Raw genomic sequence first — 18,442 nt, forward strand, 5'->3', positions numbered from 1 at the left:
CGCGACAATGAGCGAACAGCCTTATGCTCCGGAGCCGCCCATGTGGAATTTCGACAACAGTTACGCCCGCCTGCCCGACAGCCTGCATGCCCGCCAGGCCCCCACGCCCGTGGCGCAGCCACAGTGGGTGGTGCTGAACCGCGCGCTGGCTACTGAACTGGGCTTGTCGATAGCCGCGCTGGAAAGTGCCGAGGGGCTGGCGGTGCTGGCTGGCAATACCTTACCGGCAGGCGCGCAGCCGCTGGCCCAGGCCTATGCCGGGCATCAGTTCGGCAACTTCACCATGCTGGGTGACGGCCGTGCGGTACTGCTCGGTGAGCACATCAGCCCGGATGGACAGCGCGTCGACATCCAGCTCAAGGGCTCGGGACCAACCCCGTTTTCCCGCCGGGGCGATGGCCGGGCGGTGCTGGGGCCGATGTTGCGCGAGTACATCATCAGCGAGGCGCTGCACGGGCTGGGTATTCCCACCACCCGCAGCCTGGCGGTGGTGAGCAGCGGCGAAGCGGTCATGCGCCAGATGCGCGAACCCGGAGCGGTACTGACCCGCATCGCCAGCAGTCACCTGCGGGTCGGCACCTTCGAGTATGCGATCCGCAAGGGCGGGGTCGAACTGGTCCGGGAACTGGCCGATTACACTATTGAGCGTCATTACCCGCACTGCCGCACCAGCGACAATATCTATCTGGCCTTGCTGGAAGCCGTGATGGAACGTCAGGCGACGCTGATCGCCAGTTGGATGCAGGTCGGCTTTATCCATGGTGTGATGAATACCGACAACATGAGTCTGTGCGGCGAAAGTATCGACTTTGGCCCGTGCGCCTTCATGGACAGCTACAAACCAATGACGGTGTTCAGCTCGATCGACCATCAGGGCCGCTATGCCTACGGCAACCAGCCGGCGATTGGCCAGTGGAACCTGGCGCGGCTGGCCGAGACCCTGCTACCGCTGCTGTCCGACGAGCAGGAACAGGCCGTTGAACTGGCCCAGCAGACCCTCGGCCGCTATGTCGAGCGCTATCAGCAGGCCTGGCTGCAGGGCATGGGGGCCAAGCTTGGCTTGTTCCAGGCCGGCAGCAACGACCGGCAACTGATTGAGGACTGGCTGCAGTTGCTCGATGAGCAGCAGGCCGACTTCACCAACAGTTTCCGCGCACTGGCCGGTGATCCGGCCTCACTGGCCGAACTGCCCCCCCAGCCACTGTTCGACAGCCCGGCATTCGCCGCCTGGCGCCAGCGCTGGGAAGCCCGGCTGGCGCAGCAAAGCGAATCCGCCGAACAGGCCAAGGCCCTGATGCAACGCCACAACCCGCAACTGATTGCCCGCAACCATCAGGTCGAAAAGGCCCTGCAGGCTGCCAGCGAGTCCGGCGACCTGCAACCTGTGCTGCGCCTGGTCGCGTTGCTCCAGACGCCGTATCAGGTCCAGCCCGGCTGCGCCGACTATTGCCAGCTGCCGGAGCCGACCGAGCGGGTATTCCAGACCTTCTGTGGTACCTGAACTCTGGGCACGGCAATAACTGCGCAAGCGAATTACTCCAGCTGGCTGGCCAATCCGGCTGCACGGGTATAGGCTCTTTTACGTTACCCAACATGAACATGACCGATGTCAATCAAGGTTGAAGTGTCATCGGTCATCATGCCTGTCATACCAGCCTCTGTTGTTTGGTAACTACTCAACTCTGTCATCAAAAGGATATTAGGCATGACGTTGAAACTCTCCCGTACCGCCTCCCGAGCCCTGATTGCCCTGGCTGTGTTGCTGGTCATTGGCCTGCTGGTCTGGCTGGAAATGCGCCCCAGCGGCTATGGCGAGGCCTTCGTCAGCGGCAACGGGCGCATCGAGGCGACTGAAATCGACGTAGCCACCAAGTTGGCCGGGCGGATTCAGACCATCCATGTCGATGAGGGCGATTTCGTTCAGCCCGGCCAACTGCTGGCGGAAATGGATATCAGCTCGCTGCAGGCTCAGCTTAACCAGGCCGAAGCCCAGACCCGCCAGGCCGCCAACGCGATTGAAACCGCCCAGACCCTGGTGGCCCAGCGCGAAAGCGAAAAGGCCACCGCCGAAGCAGTGGTACTGCAACGCCAGGCGGAAGTGACCGCGGCTGACAAGCGCAACAACCGGGTCCGGGTGCTGGTACAGCGCAACGCCATGTCCCAACAGGATGCCGACGATAGCCTGACTGCGCTGCAGAGTGCCCAGGCCGCGCTGGCCGCGGCTCGCGCCCAAGTCCATTCCGCCGAGGCCGGCATTGCCGCCGCACGCTCCCAGGTCATCGGCGCCGAATCGGCACTGGAAGCCAATCAGGCTGCGGTGGAGCGAATCAAGGCTGATATCAGTGACAGTCGCCTGAGCACCGATCGTCAGGCCCGGGTACAGTTTCGCACCGCCCAGCCCGGCGAAGTACTGGGCGCTGGCGGGCGGGTACTCAATCTGGTTGACCTGTCCGATGTGTATATGACCTTTTTCGTTCCCGAGCGTCTGGCCGGCCGCATCCCGCTCGGCTCTGAGGTGCGGATCATCCTCGATGCCGCACCCGAGTACGTGATCCCGGCCAACGTCAGTTTTGTCGCCAGCGTGGCCCAGTTCACCCCCAAAAGCGTCGAGACCGAAAGCGAACGGGAAAAGATGATGTTCCGGGTCAGGGCCAGGATCGCCCCTGAATTGCTGCAACGCCATCTGGAGCAGGTCAAGACCGGCCTGCCCGGAGTCGCCTGGCTGAAGCTCGACGGCGAGGCTGACTGGCCCAACGCCCTGCGTGTGAATGTTGGCCAATGACTGCGGCCAGCCCGCCAGTCGCCCTGGTGCGGGACGTCAGCCTGCGCTATGGCAAGACCCTGGCTTTAGCCAACCTGACGCTGGAGCTGCCGGCCAACTGCATGGTCGGGCTGATCGGCCCTGACGGGGTTGGCAAATCCAGCCTGCTGGCCCTGATCTCCGGCGCGCGCCAGCTGCAAACCGGCGATTTGCAAGTACTGGGTGGCGATATGCGCGATGTCCGCCACCGCCGCCGGGTCTGCCCACGGATCGCCTACATGCCCCAGGGCCTGGGCAAGAACCTCTATCCGACGCTCAGCGTCTTCGAAAACCTCGACTTCTTTGGCCGGTTGTTCAATCAGGAACCAGCCGAGCGCCAACGACGCATTCACGACCTGCTGGCCAGCACCGGTATGAGTCCATTCATCGACCGGCCGGCCGGCAAGCTGTCTGGCGGCATGAAGCAGAAACTCGGGCTGTGCTGCGCACTGATCCACGACCCGGACCTGCTGATTCTCGATGAGCCAACCACCGGCGTTGACCCGCTGTCGCGCAACCAGTTCTGGGAGCTGATTGCCCGGATTCGTCAGCAACGTCCAAACATGAGCGTGCTGGTCGCCACCGCCTACATGGACGAAGCTCAACGCTTCGACTGGCTGGTGGCGATGGACGAAGGCCAGGTCCTGGATACCGGCAGCCCCGCCGAGCTGCTACAACGTACCGCCAGCCACAACCTGGAACAGGCCTTCGTTGCTCTGCTACCAGAGGCCAAGCGCAGCCAGCACCGGCAGTTGCAGATCCCCCCGCGCCAACCCAGTGATGAGGTGGCGATTGAGGCCCACGACCTGACCTGCCGGTTCGGCGATTTCACTGCGGTGAACAAGGTCAACTTCCGGATTGAGCGCGGAGAAATCTTTGGCTTTCTCGGCTCCAACGGCTGCGGCAAGTCGACCACCATGAAAATGCTCACCGGCCTGCTGCCGTTCAGCGAAGGCGAGGCCTGGCTGTTCGGCAAACCGGTCGACCCGCACGACATGCAAACCCGCCAGCGGGTCGGCTACATGTCCCAGGCCTTCTCGCTCTACAGCGAGCTGACGGTGCGCCAGAATCTGGAATTGCACGCCCGGCTGTTCCATATCCCGGCCGAACGCCGCAGCGCCCGGATCGAGGAAATGCTGACCCGTTTCAGTCTGCACGAGCAGGCCGACAGTTTGCCGATGAGCCTGCCATTGGGGATCCGTCAGCGCCTGTCGCTGGCCGTAGCGGTAATCCACGCCCCGGAAATCCTGATCCTCGACGAGCCCACCTCCGGGGTCGACCCGGTAGCCCGTGACGGGTTCTGGGAATTGCTGGTGCAGATGTCACGTGAGGAAGGGGTAACGATCTTCATTTCTACCCACTTCATGAACGAGGCCGAGCGCTGCGATCGCATGTCGCTGATGCATGCCGGCCGGGTGCTGGACAGCGACACCCCGCAGGCGCTGATGGACAAGCGCGGCATGGACAACCTCGAAGAGGCCTTTATCGCCTACCTGCGTGAAGCCAGCGAGCAGAACCAGCCGGCTGACAGCAGCCCCGAGCAGCAACCGACCGAACCGGCTCCCGAACCTGCCGCCCATACAGCTTCCAGCCGTCTGCCTCGCTTCAGCCTGCGCCGGCTGTTCAGCTATGCCCAACGCGAAGGCATGGAGCTGCGCCGCGACCCGGTACGCCTGGTGCTGGCGCTGTTCGGCACAGTGTTTCTGATGCTGATCATGGGTTACGGCATCACCATGGATGTGGAAGACCTGAACTTCGCTGTGCTGGATAACGACCAGACCACCCAGAGCCAGGCCTATACCCTGAACCTGGCCGGTTCGCGCTATTTTATCGAACAGCCGCCGCTACGCAGCCAGGACGAAATGCGCCAGCGCATGCGCGAAGGCAAGATCAGCCTGGCAGTGGAAATCCCGCCCGGGTTTGGCCGCGACCTGCTGCGCGGCGCCAACCCCCAAGTGGCGTTCTGGATCGATGGTGCCATGCCCATGCGCGCCGACACCATTCGCGGCTATGTGCAGGGCATCCACCTGAGCTACCTGCAGCAACTGGCCCGCCAGGCGCCAGCCAGCTACAACGCCACCCTGGTCGATATCGCCGTACGTTATCGCTACAACCCGGACGTGCAGAGCCTGCCGGCCATGGTTCCGGCGGTCATCCCGATGTTGCTGCTGATGATTCCGGCGATGCTCACGGCTCTGGGCGTGGTGCGGGAAAAGGAGCTGGGCTCGATCACCAACTTCTATGTCACCCCGGTCACCCGGCTGGAGTTTCTGCTTGGCAAGCAGTTGCCCTATGTCGCGCTGGGCATGGTCAACTTCGTCACTCTGATTCTGCTGTCGGTGCTGCTGTTCAAGGTGCCGATTACCGGCAGTCTGCTGACCCTGACGCTGGCGGCGCTGGTCTATCTGATCTGCGCCACCGCTATCGGCCTGATGATGTCGACCATCCTCAGCAGCCAGATCGCAGCGATCTTTGCCACGGCAATCGTCACCCTGATCCCGGCGGTACAGTTCTCCGGCCTGACCCATCCGGTGTCGGCGCTGGAAGGCGCCGGAGCGCTGATCGGCCAGCTGTACCCGACCAGCCATTTTCTGGTGATCAGCCGCGGGGTGTTTTCCAAGGCGCTCACCCTGATCGAACTGTGGCCCTACTTCGTGCCCATGCTGATCGCCATTCCGGTGCTGACGATCTTCAGCGTCGCCGGCCTGAAAAAGCAGGAAAAATGACATGCGCAGCCTGAGCAACATTCTCCAGCTTGGTATCAAGGAACTGCGCAGCCTGTACCGCGACCCGGCCCTGCTGTTGCTGATTCTCTACGCCTTCACCCTGAGCATCTACACCAGCGCCACAGCCACCCCGGAGTCGCCGCACCGGGCCACCATCGCCGTGGTCGATGAAGACCAGTCGCCGGTTTCTCAACGGATCACCGACGCCTTTCAACTGCCCTACTTCATGCCACCGCAACTGATCGATCACGGCGCCATGGACCTGGGCATGGACCGCGGGCTGTATACCTTCACCCTGAATATTCCGCCGAATTATCAGCGTGACCTGCTGGCCGGGCGCAACCCGACCATTCAGCTCAACGTCGATGCCACTCAGGTCAGCCAGGCCTTCACCGGGGCCGGGCATATCCAGCAGATTATCCAGGCCGAGGTCACCGCCTTCGTCCAGCGTTATCGCAGCGAAACCGCGCTGCCGATCGACGCGGTGGTACGCACCGCCTACAACCCCAACCTTGAACGCTCCTGGTTCGGTGCCATCACCTCGGTGATCGACCAGATCACCATGCTGTCGATCATCCTGACCGGCGCGGCCCTGATCCGCGAACGCGAGCACGGCACCATTGAGCACCTGCTGGTGATGCCGGTCACCCCGTTCGAGATCATGCTGGCCAAGGTCTGGGCCATGGGTCTGGTGGTACTGCTGGCCTCCAGCCTGGCCTTGCGGGTAGTGGTCCAGCAGGCGCTGGGGGTACCGATCCAGGGCTCGGTGTCGCTGTTCATGCTGGGCACCGCCCTGCACCTGTTCGCCACCACCTCGATCGGGATTTTCTTCGGCACGGTGGCCCGCTCCATGCCCCAGCTCGGGCTGCTGGTGATCATCAGCCTGATTCCTTTGATGATTCTGTCCGGCGCCCTGACCCCGCGAGAAAGCATGCCCGAGATTCTGCAGCAGATCATGCTGGCCGCGCCGACTACCCACTTCGTGGAACTGGCCCAGGGTATTCTGCTGCGTGGCGCCGGACTGGCAATCGTCTGGCCCCAACTGCTGGCCCTGACAGTGATCGGCAGCCTGTTCTTCGTCGGTTCGCTGGCGCGGCTGCGCAAGTCGTTGCAGTAGTAGTGCGCTTACTTGAGCGCCAGCAGTTCGCCAACCAGAATTCCCAACTGCAGGTCATCCACCCCACCAGTGGCCTGCAGGCGAATGTGCCCGGTTCGGTCGATCAGTACCAGAGTTGGGGTACCCTCCATGGCATAGGCGCGCATAGTCGCGGGAATCGCCGTGCCAGCCAGCGGCTGATCAACAGCGACCGGGTGGGTGATCCGGTATTCCTTGAGAAACACTTCCAGTGCACTCGGCGCCATCGCCAGATGGTGTTCAAACACCGTATGCAGGCCCACCACCACCAGTTCGGCGCTGGCAAAACGCCGATGCAGGCGTTCGGCTTGCGGCACGGCATGACTAACACAGCCGGGGCAAAGCATCTGAAAGGCGTGCAGCACCACCACCCGGCCGCGCAAGGCGGCCAGGCTCAGTGGAGCGCTGTTGAACCACTGGCAGACCTGCCATTCAGGTGCGCGAACCTGCGTATCCATAGTCAGACTCACTCACGCAGACGGCTGAACACATAGTCGTATTCGCGTTCCGAGGTATGGCAAGCGAAGCAGGCATCATAGGCATTGGCACCCACCACCCGGGCCGCCGGATCGCCAGCGGCAAACCCCTCGAAGCCCCAGCCGGCGGTTTCCGGATAGGCTGCCTGATCCTTATGCATGACGCCTAGCACCTTGCGCACCCCTTCGACCACCGCATGATCGGCGCGCTCGGCTTCCAGCAGATCGAAGGCTATCACCGCACCATCAGGGAACTGCCCGCTACGATAGCCTTCCATTGCCAGCGGATTGGCGTAGATATGATGAATACCGCCGAAGGCCTCATAGAGCGGATGCCCCTGTTCGATCAGCATGCTTTTGACATGCTGCCACTGACGGTATTCGGTTGGATAAGGCACCTCGGTTTGCGCCTGGGCGCTCAGCCCCAGCGCCGGCAGTACTACCAAAGCGAGAGCAAAACGGTTCATGACCAACTCCTCGCAAGACGTTATGTATTGACTCGATACATCACTATTTAGCTTAGAGCCGGACCCGAGCTTGTCAAATTATGTAGCGAGGCGATACATTGCAGCCATGAGCACCTCATCTCTGCTTCTTGAGCGCCTGAGCGCACTGATCCAGCAAGCCGTGCGCGACGACGCTGCCCGCCATGGCCTGCTGCCGATCCAGTTACAGGTGCTGCATTATTTGGTCCAAGCCAACCGCTACAGTGACTTGCCGATTGCGATTGCCGAATATTTCGGCATCACCCGCGGTACCGTCTCCCAGACCCTGGCAGTTCTGGAGCGCCGCGGCCTGCTGGTCAAACAGACTGATCCCCGGCACGGCAAACGCATCCACCTGCAGTTGACCGACAATGCCCGGCAGATTCTCGAACACAGCTGGGTCCAGCGGCTGGACAGCGCCCTGCACAGCCTGCCTGCAGCCGAACACACAGAGGCCGGCCTGCGTGAACTGCTGAGCGCTCTGCAACGACTCAACGGCCAGCAGGCGTTCGGCATTTGCCAGCACTGTGTCCATTTCTGCCCGGACTCGCACGGCCACCACTGCGGCCTGACCAGTGAGCCGCTAGAATCTGAGCAAAGCCAGTTGATCTGCCGGGAGTGGCAGGCGCCAGCACAGTCGAGGGAGACCTGAAGCCCTAGCGGCGTTGCTCTATTGCCGCCACGCCCTGCCCGCGCTTGTAAGCCGCCAGCATTTCCTGAATCTTCAACGTCGCCTCACGGGTTCGCCCCGACAGCTGTTTGACTTCATCGGCGACCACCGAGAAACCCCGCCCAGCCTCGCCGGCCCGCGCCGCTTCAATCGCCGCGTTGAGTGCCAGCAGGTTGGTCTGATCAGCGATGCCACGAATCACTTCAACCACCTGGGCAATCTGGGCATAGGTGGCTTCGGTCGCAGCCTGCTCACGCTGACGCAGGCTTTCGGCATGTTTTTCATCGGAAATATCGCGCATCGCGCCAACCACTCGGGTCAGGCGTCCACGGGCATCGCGCAGCCCGCGCCCACGCTCGCGGAACCAGGTTTCGCCCCTGGTCTTGTGGGTCATCCGGTACTCGACCACGTAGCAGGCCTCCGGATCCTTCGACTGAGCGAACTCGGCGAACACCGCCATCATGCGCTTGAAGTCCTCGGGATGAGTAATCCGTTCATAGCTGTCCCAGCCATCGGCAAACTCCTCGGCGCTGTAGCCGATCAGTGCGCGGAACTGTGGGGACCAGCGCAGCACGTTGGCCGGGTGATCGACATCACCATCGACCACTCTCAGATCCCAGCTACCCTCGGTCAGGGTCTGGCGGGTCAGTTCCCAGACCGCCTGTTCTTCTCGATAACGCTCCAGGGCCGCCAGGCTTTCGCCCAGCTCAGCCTGGGCCTGCTGATACTGCTGTTGATAAAGCTGCGCCTGGGACTCGGCCGCAGCCAGTTGCTGCTGCAACCCGGACGACGGCTCAAGCTGAGGTTGACGCTGATCCTGTAGGCTGGGCCGGGTCAGCTCCAGCCAGTCGCTAGCCAGTCGCCCCAGTGCCTGTTCAAGCTCAGGGTAGCCGCCCATCTCTGGCTGCCCTCGGCCATCGAGTACCTGGTGGATAGCGGCGGCGGCCCGCTCTGACAATGCACGCCGTTTGGCACCGAACATTACTGCTGCTCCCGGAACCAGCGTTCGGTATCATCCAACGCCCGGGCAAAACGCTCGAGGATCATATCGATTTCAGCGGCTTGCACGATCAGTGGCGGGCAGAAGGCCAAGGCATCACCCATATTGCGGTTGATCATGCCGTACTGCTGAGTCCGTCCGGCCAGGTATCGTCCCAGACGCCCCACCGCCTCAAACGGGGCCTTGCTGGCCTTGTCGGCGACCAGTTCCACCGCCCCGATCAACCCGCACCCACGCACCTCCCCGACCAGCGGATGATCACTGAAGCCGGCCAGCCCGGCATGCAGGCGCTGGCCCATAAGCGCCGCCTGCTCAACCAGATGCTGCTCTTCAATGATCCGCAGATTCTCCAGCGCCACCGCCGTGGCGACCGGGTGACCGCCGCCGGTAAAGCCGTGGCCCAACGCCCCGAAGCTGTGGCTCTGGTCGGCAATCGGCTGGTAAATGCTGTCGTTGATTAGCAGCGCGGCGATCGGCTGGTAGGATGAAGACAGTTGCTTGGACAGCACCATGACATCCGGCTCAATGGCAAAGGTCTGGCTACCGAACATCTGCCCGGTGCGGCCAAAGCCGCAGATCACCTCGTCAACCACCACCAGCACATCATGCTTGCGGCACACCGCCTGGACCCTTTCCCAGTACCCCCTGGGCGGCACTATCACCCCGCCGGCGCCCATCAACGGCTCGGCATAGAAGGCCGCCACGGTCTCCGGGCCCTCACGCAGGATGGTCTGTTCCAGCTCATCGGCCAGCCGCCCGGCAAACTGCTCCTCGGTTTCACCGGGCAGGGCATGGCGATAGTGGTGTGGACAGCCAACATGCACAAACCCCGGCAATGGCACATCGAAGCCGCGCTGGTTGGCCGGCAGTCCGGTCAGGCTGGCACTGGCCAGGGTAATGCCGTGATAGCCATTGAGACGACTGATGAATTTCTTTTTCTGGTTAAGCCCCAGGGCATTGTTGCGATACCAGATCAGCTTGATCACAGTGTCGTTGGCCTCGGAACCGGAGTTGGTGAAGAACACCTTGCTCATCGGTACTGGCGCCATCTCGATCAGTTTTTCCGCCAGTTCGATGCTCGGGGCATGGGCCTTGTGACTGAACAGATGATAGAACGGCAGGCTGCGCAACTGACGCTCGGCGGCCTGGATCAGGCGCTGATTGTTGAACCCCAGCGCCACACTCCAGAGCCCGGACATAGCCTCGATGTACTCGTTGCCCTGATCATCGTAGACATAAATTCCTGCACCCCGCTCGATCACCAAAGGCCCCTGCTGTTCATGCAGGCGTGCGTCGGTATAAGGGTGCAGATGGTGGCGGATATCTTTTTGCGCCAGGCTCGACAGCGATGCGAGTTGGTTCATGAGCTGATCTCCAAAATCGTGGGCATATATCTCAAGGCTAGTCGACCGGGCTCAGTGGATGCCGCCCAGACACAGGTATTTGATTTCCAGGTAATCGTCGATGCCGTACTTCGAGCCTTCACGGCCCAGTCCGGAGGACTTGACCCCGCCAAACGGTGCCAGCTCGGTGGAGATCAGTCCGGTATTGATACCGACCATGCCGTACTCCAGCGCCTCGGCTACCCGAAATACCCGCCCCAGATCCCGGGCATAGAAATACGAGGCCAGACCATATTCAGTGGCATTGGCCAATGCGATCACCTCGGCCTCATCCCGAAACCGGAACAGCGGTGCCAGCGGGCCAAAGGTTTCCTCTCGGGCGACCAGGGCATCAGCCGGCACATCGACCAGAATGGTCGGCTCGAAGAACCCGCCCCCCAAGGCATGCGGCTGCCCCCCACAAACCAACTGCGCGCCCCGCGTCAGGGCATCATCAATATGCTGCTGAACCTTGGCCAGCGCCTGGGCATCAATCAACGGGCCGGTGGTCACCCCGGGCTCCAGACCATTACCAATCTTCAGGCCGGCCACCGCGACCCGCAATTTGTCGACGAACGCGTCATAGACCTGATCATGGATATACAGGCGATTGGCACAGACACAGGTCTGCCCGTTATTGCGGAACTTGGAGATCAGCGCTCCCTCTACCGCAGCATCCAGGTCGGCATCCTCGAACACGATAAAGGGCGCATTGCCACCCAGTTCCAGTGACACCTTCTTGATATCGGCGGCGCACTCGGCCAGCAGTTGCCGGCCAATTTCGGTCGAACCGGTGAAGCTCAGCTTGCGCACGCTGGGATTACTGGTCAGTTCGGCACCGACGTCTGCGGCACTGCCGGTGACCACACTGAACACCCCCGGCGGAATCCCGGCCTGCTCGGCCAGCTCGGCCAGCGCCAGGGCCGAGAACGGAGTTTGCGACGCCGGTTTCAGCACCATGGTGCAACCGGCCGCCAGCGCTGGCCCGACCTTGCGGGTAATCATGGCACTGGGGAAGTTCCACGGCGTGATCGCCGCCGTCACCCCGATCGGTTGCTTGAGCACTAAAATCCGCTTGTCGTGCTGGTGCCCGGGAATGGTATCGCCGTAGACCCGCTTGGCTTCCTCGGCAAACCATTCGAGGAAGGAGGCCGCATAACCGACTTCGCCCCTGGCCTCAGCCAGCGGCTTACCCTGCTCCAGGGTCATCAGCCGGGCCAGGTCATCCTGGTTGGCCAGCATCAGTTCATACCAGCGCCGCAGCCGGGAGGCCCTCTCCTTGGCCGTCAACGCACGCCAGCCCGGCAGCGCCCGCTCAGCGGCGGCAATGGCCCGCCGGGTCTCCGCGCGACCCATCCGCGGCACCTGGCCCAGCAGCTCGGCGTTAGCTGGGTTACGTACGGCGAGCAGCTGACCATTGTCGGCCTCACTCCATTGCCCATCGATGTAGGCCAACTGACGAAACAGACGCGGATTGTTCAATTGCATGGCAAACCTCACAACTTGATCCAGGTGGCCTTGAGTTCGGTGTACTTGTCGAACGCATGCAGCGACTTGTCACGGCCGTTGCCCGACTGCTTGAAGCCGCCGAACGGCGCGGTCATGTCACCACCGTCGTACTGGTTGACCCAGACACTGCCGGCCCGCAGCGCCTTGGCTGCCCGGTGGGCCTTGGACAGGTCGCGGGTCCAGACCGCCGCCGCCAGCCCGTAGATGGTGTCGTTGGCAATCGCAATGGCTTCATCGAAGTCCTTGAAGCTGAGCACCGACAGCACCGGGCCAAAGATTTCCTCGCGGGCGATACGCATGTCATTGCGCACCCCGTCGAACAGGGTCGGCTCGACATAGAATCCGCCGGTTTCCTCCAGCACCCGCTGACCGCCACTGACCAGCCGTGCACCATCCTCATGCCCGGCCTCGATATAACGCAGCACGGTGTCAATCTGGCTGGTGTCGACCAGCGCGCCGACCGTGGTGTTCGGGTCCAGCGGGTTGCCCGGCTGCCAGTGGGCCTTGAGCGCCGCGGCGACCTTCTCGACAAAGGCGTCCTTGATTGAGGCTTCGACCAGCAGCCGCGAGCCGGCAGTGCAGACCTCGCCCTGGTTGAAGGCGATGGCACCGGCAGCGGCCTGGGCCGCGGCGTCCAGATCCGGGGCATCGGCGAAGACGATGTTCGGGCTCTTGCCACCCGCTTCCAGCCAGACCCGCTTCATGTTCGACTCGCCGGCATAGATCATCAGTTGCTTGGCCACCCGGGTTGAGCCGGTGAACACCAGAGTATCGACATCCATATGCAGGGCCAGAGCCTTGCCGACGGTATGACCGAAACCCGGCAGCACATTCAGCACCCCGGCCGGCAGGCCGGCCTCAAGGGCGATCTGGGCCAGGCGGATGGCAGTCAGCGGCGATTTCTCCGAGGGTTTGAGCACCACCGAGTTGCCGGTAGCCAGGGCCGGGCCGAGTTTCCAGCAGGCCATCAGCAGCGGGAAGTTCCACGGCACGATGGCGGCGACCACGCCGACCGGCTCGCGGGTGACCAGCCCGAGTTCATCGTGGGCGGTGGCCGCCACTTCGTCGTAGATCTTGTCGATCGCCTCGCCACTCCAGCGGATCGCCCGCGCCGCACCGGGGATGTCCACTGCCAGGGCGTCGCTGATCGGCTTGCCCATGTCCAGGGTTTCCAGCAGGGCCAGCTCTTCACCATGCTGTTCGATCAGCTCGGCAAAGCGGATCAGCACCTGCTTGCGCTGGGTCGGCGCCAGGCGTGACCAGACCCCGGAATCAAAGGTGGCGCGGGCATTGGCCACCGCCAGATCGGCATCGCTCTGACCACAGCTGGCGATCTGCGCCAGCACCCGGCCGTCGATCGGGCTGAGGCAGTCGAAGGTTTCGCCACCGACGGCGTTCTGATACTGACCATTGATAAAGGCCTGACCTTGAATCTGCCAGGCACGGGCCCGTTGTTCCCAGGTTTCACGAGTAATGCCGGTCATGCAGTTAACCTCTGAGGAGTGGTTAAGGCGTTAGAAACGCTCAAGAAAGTCCGCCAGCAGGCGCCGGCAGTTGTCCTTATTGTCCGCCGCACGTAGACCAATTTCGGCCCGCATGCGCTCGGGCAGATCACCGGCGGTGGCGAGAAACTGCTGGCCTTGCGGACTACTTCGCCAGTAATTGGTCCAGGTATCGAACATCGACACAGTGATTTCCGGGTGGAACTGCACACCCAGCGCCCGTCCCTGGCGGAACGCCTGCGGGGCCAGATCAGTTTCAGCCAGCAAGCTGGCGGTCGCCGGCAGCCGGAAGGTATCGAAGTGAAAATTCAGCCATGGTCCAGGATGTTGCCACTCGTCGCGGACCAGACACTGCAAAGGAGTCCAGCCGATCTCAGCTTGGCGATTGCGCACAGCTTGCCCGCCCAGAGCCCGGGCCAGGATCTGACTACCAAAACAAATCCCTAGGGTAGGCACTCCGTATCCCTGGACCCGTTTCAACCAGGCCAGCTCTGCAGCAAGCCAAGGCAAACTCTGATCGTAAGCCGACTCAGGACTGCCCAGCACCAGCAGCAGATCGAGGGTTTCCGGGGCCGGCAATGGATCAGTGACCTGGAGCAGTTCCAGATCAATTCCCTGCTCAGCCAACAGCTCGGGAAGCGTCCCGGCAACGTCACCGGGGGCGTGGAGAATGGCTACAGCACGAGAAGTTTTCATGGAACGGCTCCGGCATCGAATAAAACTTATGAAACCATATCTTATATTTCAAACCATGCCAATAGCGATGCGCATTTCTTAACAGACTCCAGCCGGTCGCTGCCTCTATCTTGGTAAAAAGCCGCAAAAATCCATGTAAAAAGCAAAACAGCTATTGAAAGATATAAAACCATATTTTAAATTGAAATCACTTTCTGGTGCCTGAACCAGCCTCGGCACCACCCCTAAACCTACGGTCAGCCATACCAAACAACCAGGCTGAACCCGTTAACGGAGGTGTTGAATGTCTACCGCTATCCCGTCGTCAACCGATGATGCACCCTATCTGGATGTGGCCAACCCGGCATTCTCTATGCGTTCGCCTGAGGTGCTGGCCGCTCGGGAAAAGAGCTGGTACGCCCGCACACCCTACGGCATTGCAGTACTGCGCTATGACGAGGTTAACAAGCTGCTACGCGACCAACGTCTGCGCCAGGGCAGTTATGCTTGGCCTGCTCACAATAACGCCACCGGCAGCTTTTCCGACTGGTGGATGCGCATGCTGTTGAGCAAGGAAGGTGCCGATCATTCGCGCCTGCGGCGTCTGGCCAACCCGGCCTTTTCTCCAAAACTGGTCAAGGCCCTGACCCCAGCATTTCAGGAAATCGCCAACGAGCTGATCGGCGATTTCATAGCCGACGGTCAATGTGAGTTCGTTTCACAGTTCTCAGAGCCCTACGCCACCCAGGTCATCTGCACCCTGCTCGGACTACCACGTAGTGAATGGAAGGCTCTGGCCAAGCTTGCCTCGGATATGGGCCTGGCGCTGGGAGTGACCTTCAAGCGTGACGAAGCCATTATCAACGCCGCCACTGACCGCCTGTTTGGTTATGCCGAACAGGCGGTAGCCAACCTCAAGCGCCAAGGCCTGGGCGAGGACTTTCTCAGCAGCCTGGTACGTGCCAATGAGGAAGACAAAAATGCGCTCAGCGATCAGGAGCTGTACGACATGATCGTGTTGGCTATCTTCGGCGGCATCGATACCACCCGCAACCAGATTGCACTGGCCATGGATACCTTCATCCAGCACCCCGAACAATGGCGTTTGCTAGGCGATGATCCCGAACTGGCCCGGGCGGCGGTCGAAGAAGTCATGCGGATACGCCCGACCGTAACCTGGGTAACCCGAGAGGCTCTGGAGGATTTCAGTTATCAGGGCCTGGAAATCAAACAGGGTACCACCGTGCATCTGTTCAGCCAGGCCGCAGGCACCGACCCACGAGCATTCAATAATCCCGAGTTCGACATCACTGCCAAGCGTTGCCCGCACTTCGGTTTTGGTGCCGGCGCTCACCATTGCATCGGCCACTTCATCGCCCGCGGCGACATGACCGTGGCCCTGGCGCTGCTGGCGCAACGGATGAAGAATCCTCGCTACAAGGGAACCCCCGAATGGTTGCCGGACAGCGGCAACACCGGCCCAATCAGCCTGCCGATTCAGTTTGATCCGGTATCGCAGCCATGAACTCGCCCAGCATTGCCATTGTGGGCAGTGGCCCCTCTGGCTGCTATCTGGCTCAGGCGCTGCGCAAGCACTGGCCAGCCAGCCAGGTATGTCTGCTCGACCGCCTGCCCGTCCCCTACGGTCTGGTACGCTATGGGGTGGCGCCTGACCACCCCGGCACTAAAGCAGTAACTCGCCAGTTCGACCGGCTGTTCGAGCGTGAAGGAGTTCACTTTATTGGCAACCTCGAGGTTGGCCAGCATCTGCCGCTCGCCTCACTGCGCGCCGCCTTCGATATCGTAGTCTTGGCAACGGGCCTGTATGCCGACCGCCAGTTGGGGATTCCCGGTGAGCAACTGCCCGGTGTCTACGGTGCCGGACGCCTGACCCGACGCTTCAACGACCACCCGGATGAAGTCGGCTTCCAACCCGAACTGGGCCAGCGCTGCCTGATCATCGGTAACGGCAATGTCGCCATCGACGTCCTGCGTCTGCTCAGCAAAACGGCAGAGGAATTCGGCGGCTCTGAGGTTTCTGCCCGCACGCTGGCCCACTTTCAGCGCCAACCGCTGGCGCGGATCGATATCGTTGGCCGCTCCGCGCCTGATCAGGCCAAGTTCGATCCGGTCATGCTGCGTGAACTCGCTCAGTTACAGCAGGTACGTTTTGAAATTCAGGCCAAGGATCTGCACTGCGACAGTGACGACAGGCTGGCCCAGGCCAAGATCGAAGCCTTGCGTTTGCTGGCTGAGCACACCCCCAGCCAGCCACCGCGCCGCACAATCGCCTTTCACTTCGGCTGGAGTCCTGAGCAGATCGACGGTGAGCGACGGGTTCAAGGTATGCGCTTTCGGGCCAGCGCCAGCCGTGACGAGACCCTGCAGCTAGCCGCCGACAGCATCATCACTGCAATCGGATTTGCCGAACATGATGGTCAAGCCTTGAGTCAACACCACCTGGCTGGCCAGCATGCTAATCCAGCTCACGGCCGGCTTGAACCTGGACTGTATTGCGCCGGCTGGTTCAAGCGTGGGCCACACGGCACCATTCCGGACAATCGGCTCGACTCCCGGCGAGTTGCCGACACCATCATCAGTGACGCTGAACAACTACCACTGGGCAAACCCGGGCTTGATGCCCTACCCAGAGGACTGTTGCAGCACTGTACCGATTACGCTGGTTGGAAACGCCTGGATGCCGAGGAGACCTCCCAGGCTCCGGCCAACCGCCTGCGTCAAAAAATCAGCGACCTGGCACTCATGCTGGAGATTGCCCGCCCCACAATGACTGGAGAACAGCAGCCATGAAGATACTGGTGATTTACGGAACCGAAACCGGCAACGCAGAAATGGTCGCCGATGATCTGGTCGATGCCCTGAGCCAGGACTTTGAATCCAGCGGCCATGACATGGCGCACTTTGATCCGGCTACAATAGCCACCGATGACGTGCTAATCGTGGTCTGCTCAACCTACGGCGATGGCGAATTGCCCAATTCTGCCCAACCCTTTTTCCAGCATCTGGACAGCCAGGCTCCGGACTTGACTGGAGTGCGTTTTGCTACGTTCGGGCTGGGCGACAGTTTCTATGAAACCTTCAATCGGGGAAGTCAGATCATTGCCGACAAGCTGGCCACATTGGGTGCCTGCGAATTCGGTCAACGAGGTGTGCATGATGCCTCCAGCGGTGAGTTGCCCGGCGAGATAGCCCTGAGCTGGCTCAAGCAGACGCTGGCGGAACTCTGACCACGTAAAGCCGCGTCCGTCTTTTTCTACCAGAGGCTTGAGCTACTATGAGTCACACCGAAAATCGCCCCTTGCAGCTATGCATTATCGAAAACGGCTTGGTACCGGAGGAATTGCAAACCCGCTTTGCTTCCTACCCAACCATGATCGAGCAGTGGTTGTCCCCGGCCCTGCCCGAGGCCCGTTTCAGCCAGGTATCGGTAGTGCGTGGAGAGCCGCTGCCAGCTCCCGAGGCCTTCGATGGCTATCTGCTGACCGGTTCCAAACACAGTGTTTACGAGCAAGCTAACTGGATGCAGCGACTGATCACCTTCCTGCAACAGCTGAAAACCCTACGTAAACCAGTGTTCGGTATCTGCTTTGGTCACCAGATAATGGCCGACGCCTTCGGCGGTCGCACCCGCAAGGCCGAACAGGGCTGGGGGGTCGGAGCTCAAGCATACCGGGACAATGGGCACGGGCCAGGAGCTGGTGCCAACCTGATCTTCCATCAGGACCAGGTTGTCGAACTGCCTCCCGCTGCCCAGGTGCTGGGCGGCTCAGATCATTGCCCAAACGGCGTATTAGGTTACTGTTTTCCAGCGTTATCGGTGCAATACCATCCCGAATTCAACCCGGACTATGTCAGCGCTCTAGCCGAGCGCTATAGCGGCAATCTGATCAGTGCCGAGGTTGCCGATCATGCTTTGACGTCTTTGCAACAACTGTGCATCGACAACCAGCGCGTTGCTCGCTGGGCCGCGCAGTTCTTCCGCCAGCATGCACCTCAACCCTAGATTAAACCTATTAGACAGAATCTTTAAATAGCTCAAATTATTCTCCTTGGCCGGCCTC

The 18,442-nt window shown here is 61.5% G+C and carries 16 protein-coding genes; 9 read left to right on the top strand and 7 right to left on the bottom strand.

What is annotated here, in order from left to right:
• Positions 1-40 precede the first annotated feature (40 nt).
• From BVH74_RS02345 to BVH74_RS02360, 4 genes are all read left to right on the top strand, one after another.
• Complete coding sequence (locus tag BVH74_RS02345) at positions 41-1,501, top strand: protein adenylyltransferase SelO (RefSeq protein WP_080048527.1); 1,461 nt, start codon at positions 41-43, stop codon at positions 1,499-1,501.
• A gap of 204 nt (positions 1,502-1,705) precedes the next feature.
• Positions 1,706-2,782: an HlyD family secretion protein gene (locus BVH74_RS02350; RefSeq protein WP_080048528.1), complete on the top strand. Its 1,077-nt coding sequence runs from the start codon at positions 1,706-1,708 to the stop codon at positions 2,780-2,782.
• Positions 2,779-5,526 carry a ribosome-associated ATPase/putative transporter RbbA gene (rbbA, locus tag BVH74_RS02355; protein WP_080048529.1) on the top strand — a complete coding sequence of 916 codons (2,748 nt, stop codon included), beginning with the start codon at positions 2,779-2,781 and terminating at the stop codon, positions 5,524-5,526. The genes BVH74_RS02350 and rbbA overlap by 4 nt, the downstream gene beginning before the upstream one ends.
• Position 5,527: 1 nt before the next feature.
• Positions 5,528-6,643 carry an ABC transporter permease gene (locus BVH74_RS02360; RefSeq protein WP_080048530.1) on the top strand — a complete coding sequence of 372 codons (1,116 nt, stop codon included), beginning with the start codon at positions 5,528-5,530 and terminating at the stop codon, positions 6,641-6,643.
• Positions 6,644-6,651: 8 nt separating this feature from the next.
• Here BVH74_RS02360 and BVH74_RS02365 read toward each other — a convergent pair whose 3' ends face one another.
• Positions 6,652-7,119 (bottom strand): redoxin family protein, encoded by a 468-nt coding sequence (locus BVH74_RS02365; RefSeq protein WP_080048531.1) that lies wholly within the window; start codon positions 7,117-7,119, stop codon positions 6,652-6,654.
• Positions 7,120-7,127: 8 nt separating this feature from the next.
• Positions 7,128-7,604, bottom strand: a complete 477-nt coding sequence (locus BVH74_RS02370; protein WP_080048532.1) for a cytochrome P460 family protein — start codon at positions 7,602-7,604, stop codon at positions 7,128-7,130.
• Between the two features lie 106 nt (positions 7,605-7,710).
• Here BVH74_RS02370 and BVH74_RS02375 point away from each other — a divergent pair, with 106 nt between their 5' ends.
• Positions 7,711-8,274, top strand: a complete 564-nt coding sequence (locus tag BVH74_RS02375; protein WP_080048533.1) for a MarR family winged helix-turn-helix transcriptional regulator — start codon at positions 7,711-7,713, stop codon at positions 8,272-8,274.
• A 4-nt stretch (positions 8,275-8,278) separates the two neighbouring features.
• Here BVH74_RS02375 and BVH74_RS19035 read toward each other — a convergent pair whose 3' ends face one another.
• From BVH74_RS19035 to BVH74_RS02400, 5 genes are read right to left on the bottom strand one after another with little or no spacing between them, the layout of a single operon-like run.
• A complete protein-coding gene (locus BVH74_RS19035; protein WP_080048534.1) occupies positions 8,279-9,274 on the bottom strand; it encodes a methyl-accepting chemotaxis protein in 996 nt (331 codons plus the stop codon).
• Positions 9,274-10,656 carry an aspartate aminotransferase family protein gene (locus tag BVH74_RS02385; RefSeq protein WP_080048535.1) on the bottom strand — a complete coding sequence of 461 codons (1,383 nt, stop codon included), beginning with the start codon at positions 10,654-10,656 and terminating at the stop codon, positions 9,274-9,276. The genes BVH74_RS19035 and BVH74_RS02385 overlap by 1 nt, the downstream gene beginning before the upstream one ends.
• A 51-nt stretch (positions 10,657-10,707) precedes the next feature.
• Complete coding sequence (gene gabD, locus BVH74_RS02390; protein ID WP_080051591.1) at positions 10,708-12,162, bottom strand: NADP-dependent succinate-semialdehyde dehydrogenase; 1,455 nt, start codon at positions 12,160-12,162, stop codon at positions 10,708-10,710.
• A gap of 8 nt (positions 12,163-12,170) precedes the next feature.
• Entirely contained in the window at positions 12,171-13,667 is a 1,497-nt protein-coding gene (locus tag BVH74_RS02395; protein ID WP_080048536.1) for an aldehyde dehydrogenase, read from the bottom strand.
• 30 nt (positions 13,668-13,697) lie between these two features.
• Positions 13,698-14,381 carry a type 1 glutamine amidotransferase gene (locus tag BVH74_RS02400; RefSeq protein WP_080048537.1) on the bottom strand — a complete coding sequence of 228 codons (684 nt, stop codon included), beginning with the start codon at positions 14,379-14,381 and terminating at the stop codon, positions 13,698-13,700.
• A gap of 283 nt (positions 14,382-14,664) precedes the next feature.
• Here BVH74_RS02400 and BVH74_RS02405 point away from each other — a divergent pair, with 283 nt between their 5' ends.
• The 4 genes from BVH74_RS02405 to BVH74_RS02420 are packed head-to-tail and all read left to right on the top strand — an operon-like array spanning position 14,665 to position 18,384.
• Entirely contained in the window at positions 14,665-15,885 is a 1,221-nt protein-coding gene (locus BVH74_RS02405) for a cytochrome P450 (RefSeq protein WP_155121686.1), read from the top strand.
• A complete protein-coding gene (locus tag BVH74_RS02410; protein WP_080048538.1) occupies positions 15,882-17,171 on the top strand; it encodes an FAD-dependent oxidoreductase in 1,290 nt (429 codons plus the stop codon). The genes BVH74_RS02405 and BVH74_RS02410 overlap by 4 nt, the downstream gene beginning before the upstream one ends.
• Positions 17,168-17,608 carry a flavodoxin domain-containing protein gene (locus BVH74_RS02415; RefSeq protein WP_080048539.1) on the top strand — a complete coding sequence of 147 codons (441 nt, stop codon included), beginning with the start codon at positions 17,168-17,170 and terminating at the stop codon, positions 17,606-17,608. Before BVH74_RS02410 ends, BVH74_RS02415 begins: the two co-directional genes overlap by 4 nt.
• 47 nt (positions 17,609-17,655) lie before the next feature.
• On the top strand, positions 17,656-18,384 hold the full coding sequence (locus tag BVH74_RS02420) for a type 1 glutamine amidotransferase (RefSeq protein ID WP_177344504.1): 729 nt from the start codon (positions 17,656-17,658) through the stop codon (positions 18,382-18,384).
• Positions 18,385-18,442: the final 58 nt, after the last annotated feature.

This window comes from Halopseudomonas phragmitis, from assembly GCF_002056295.1.
Lineage (GTDB): Bacteria > Pseudomonadota > Gammaproteobacteria > Pseudomonadales > Pseudomonadaceae > Halopseudomonas > Halopseudomonas phragmitis.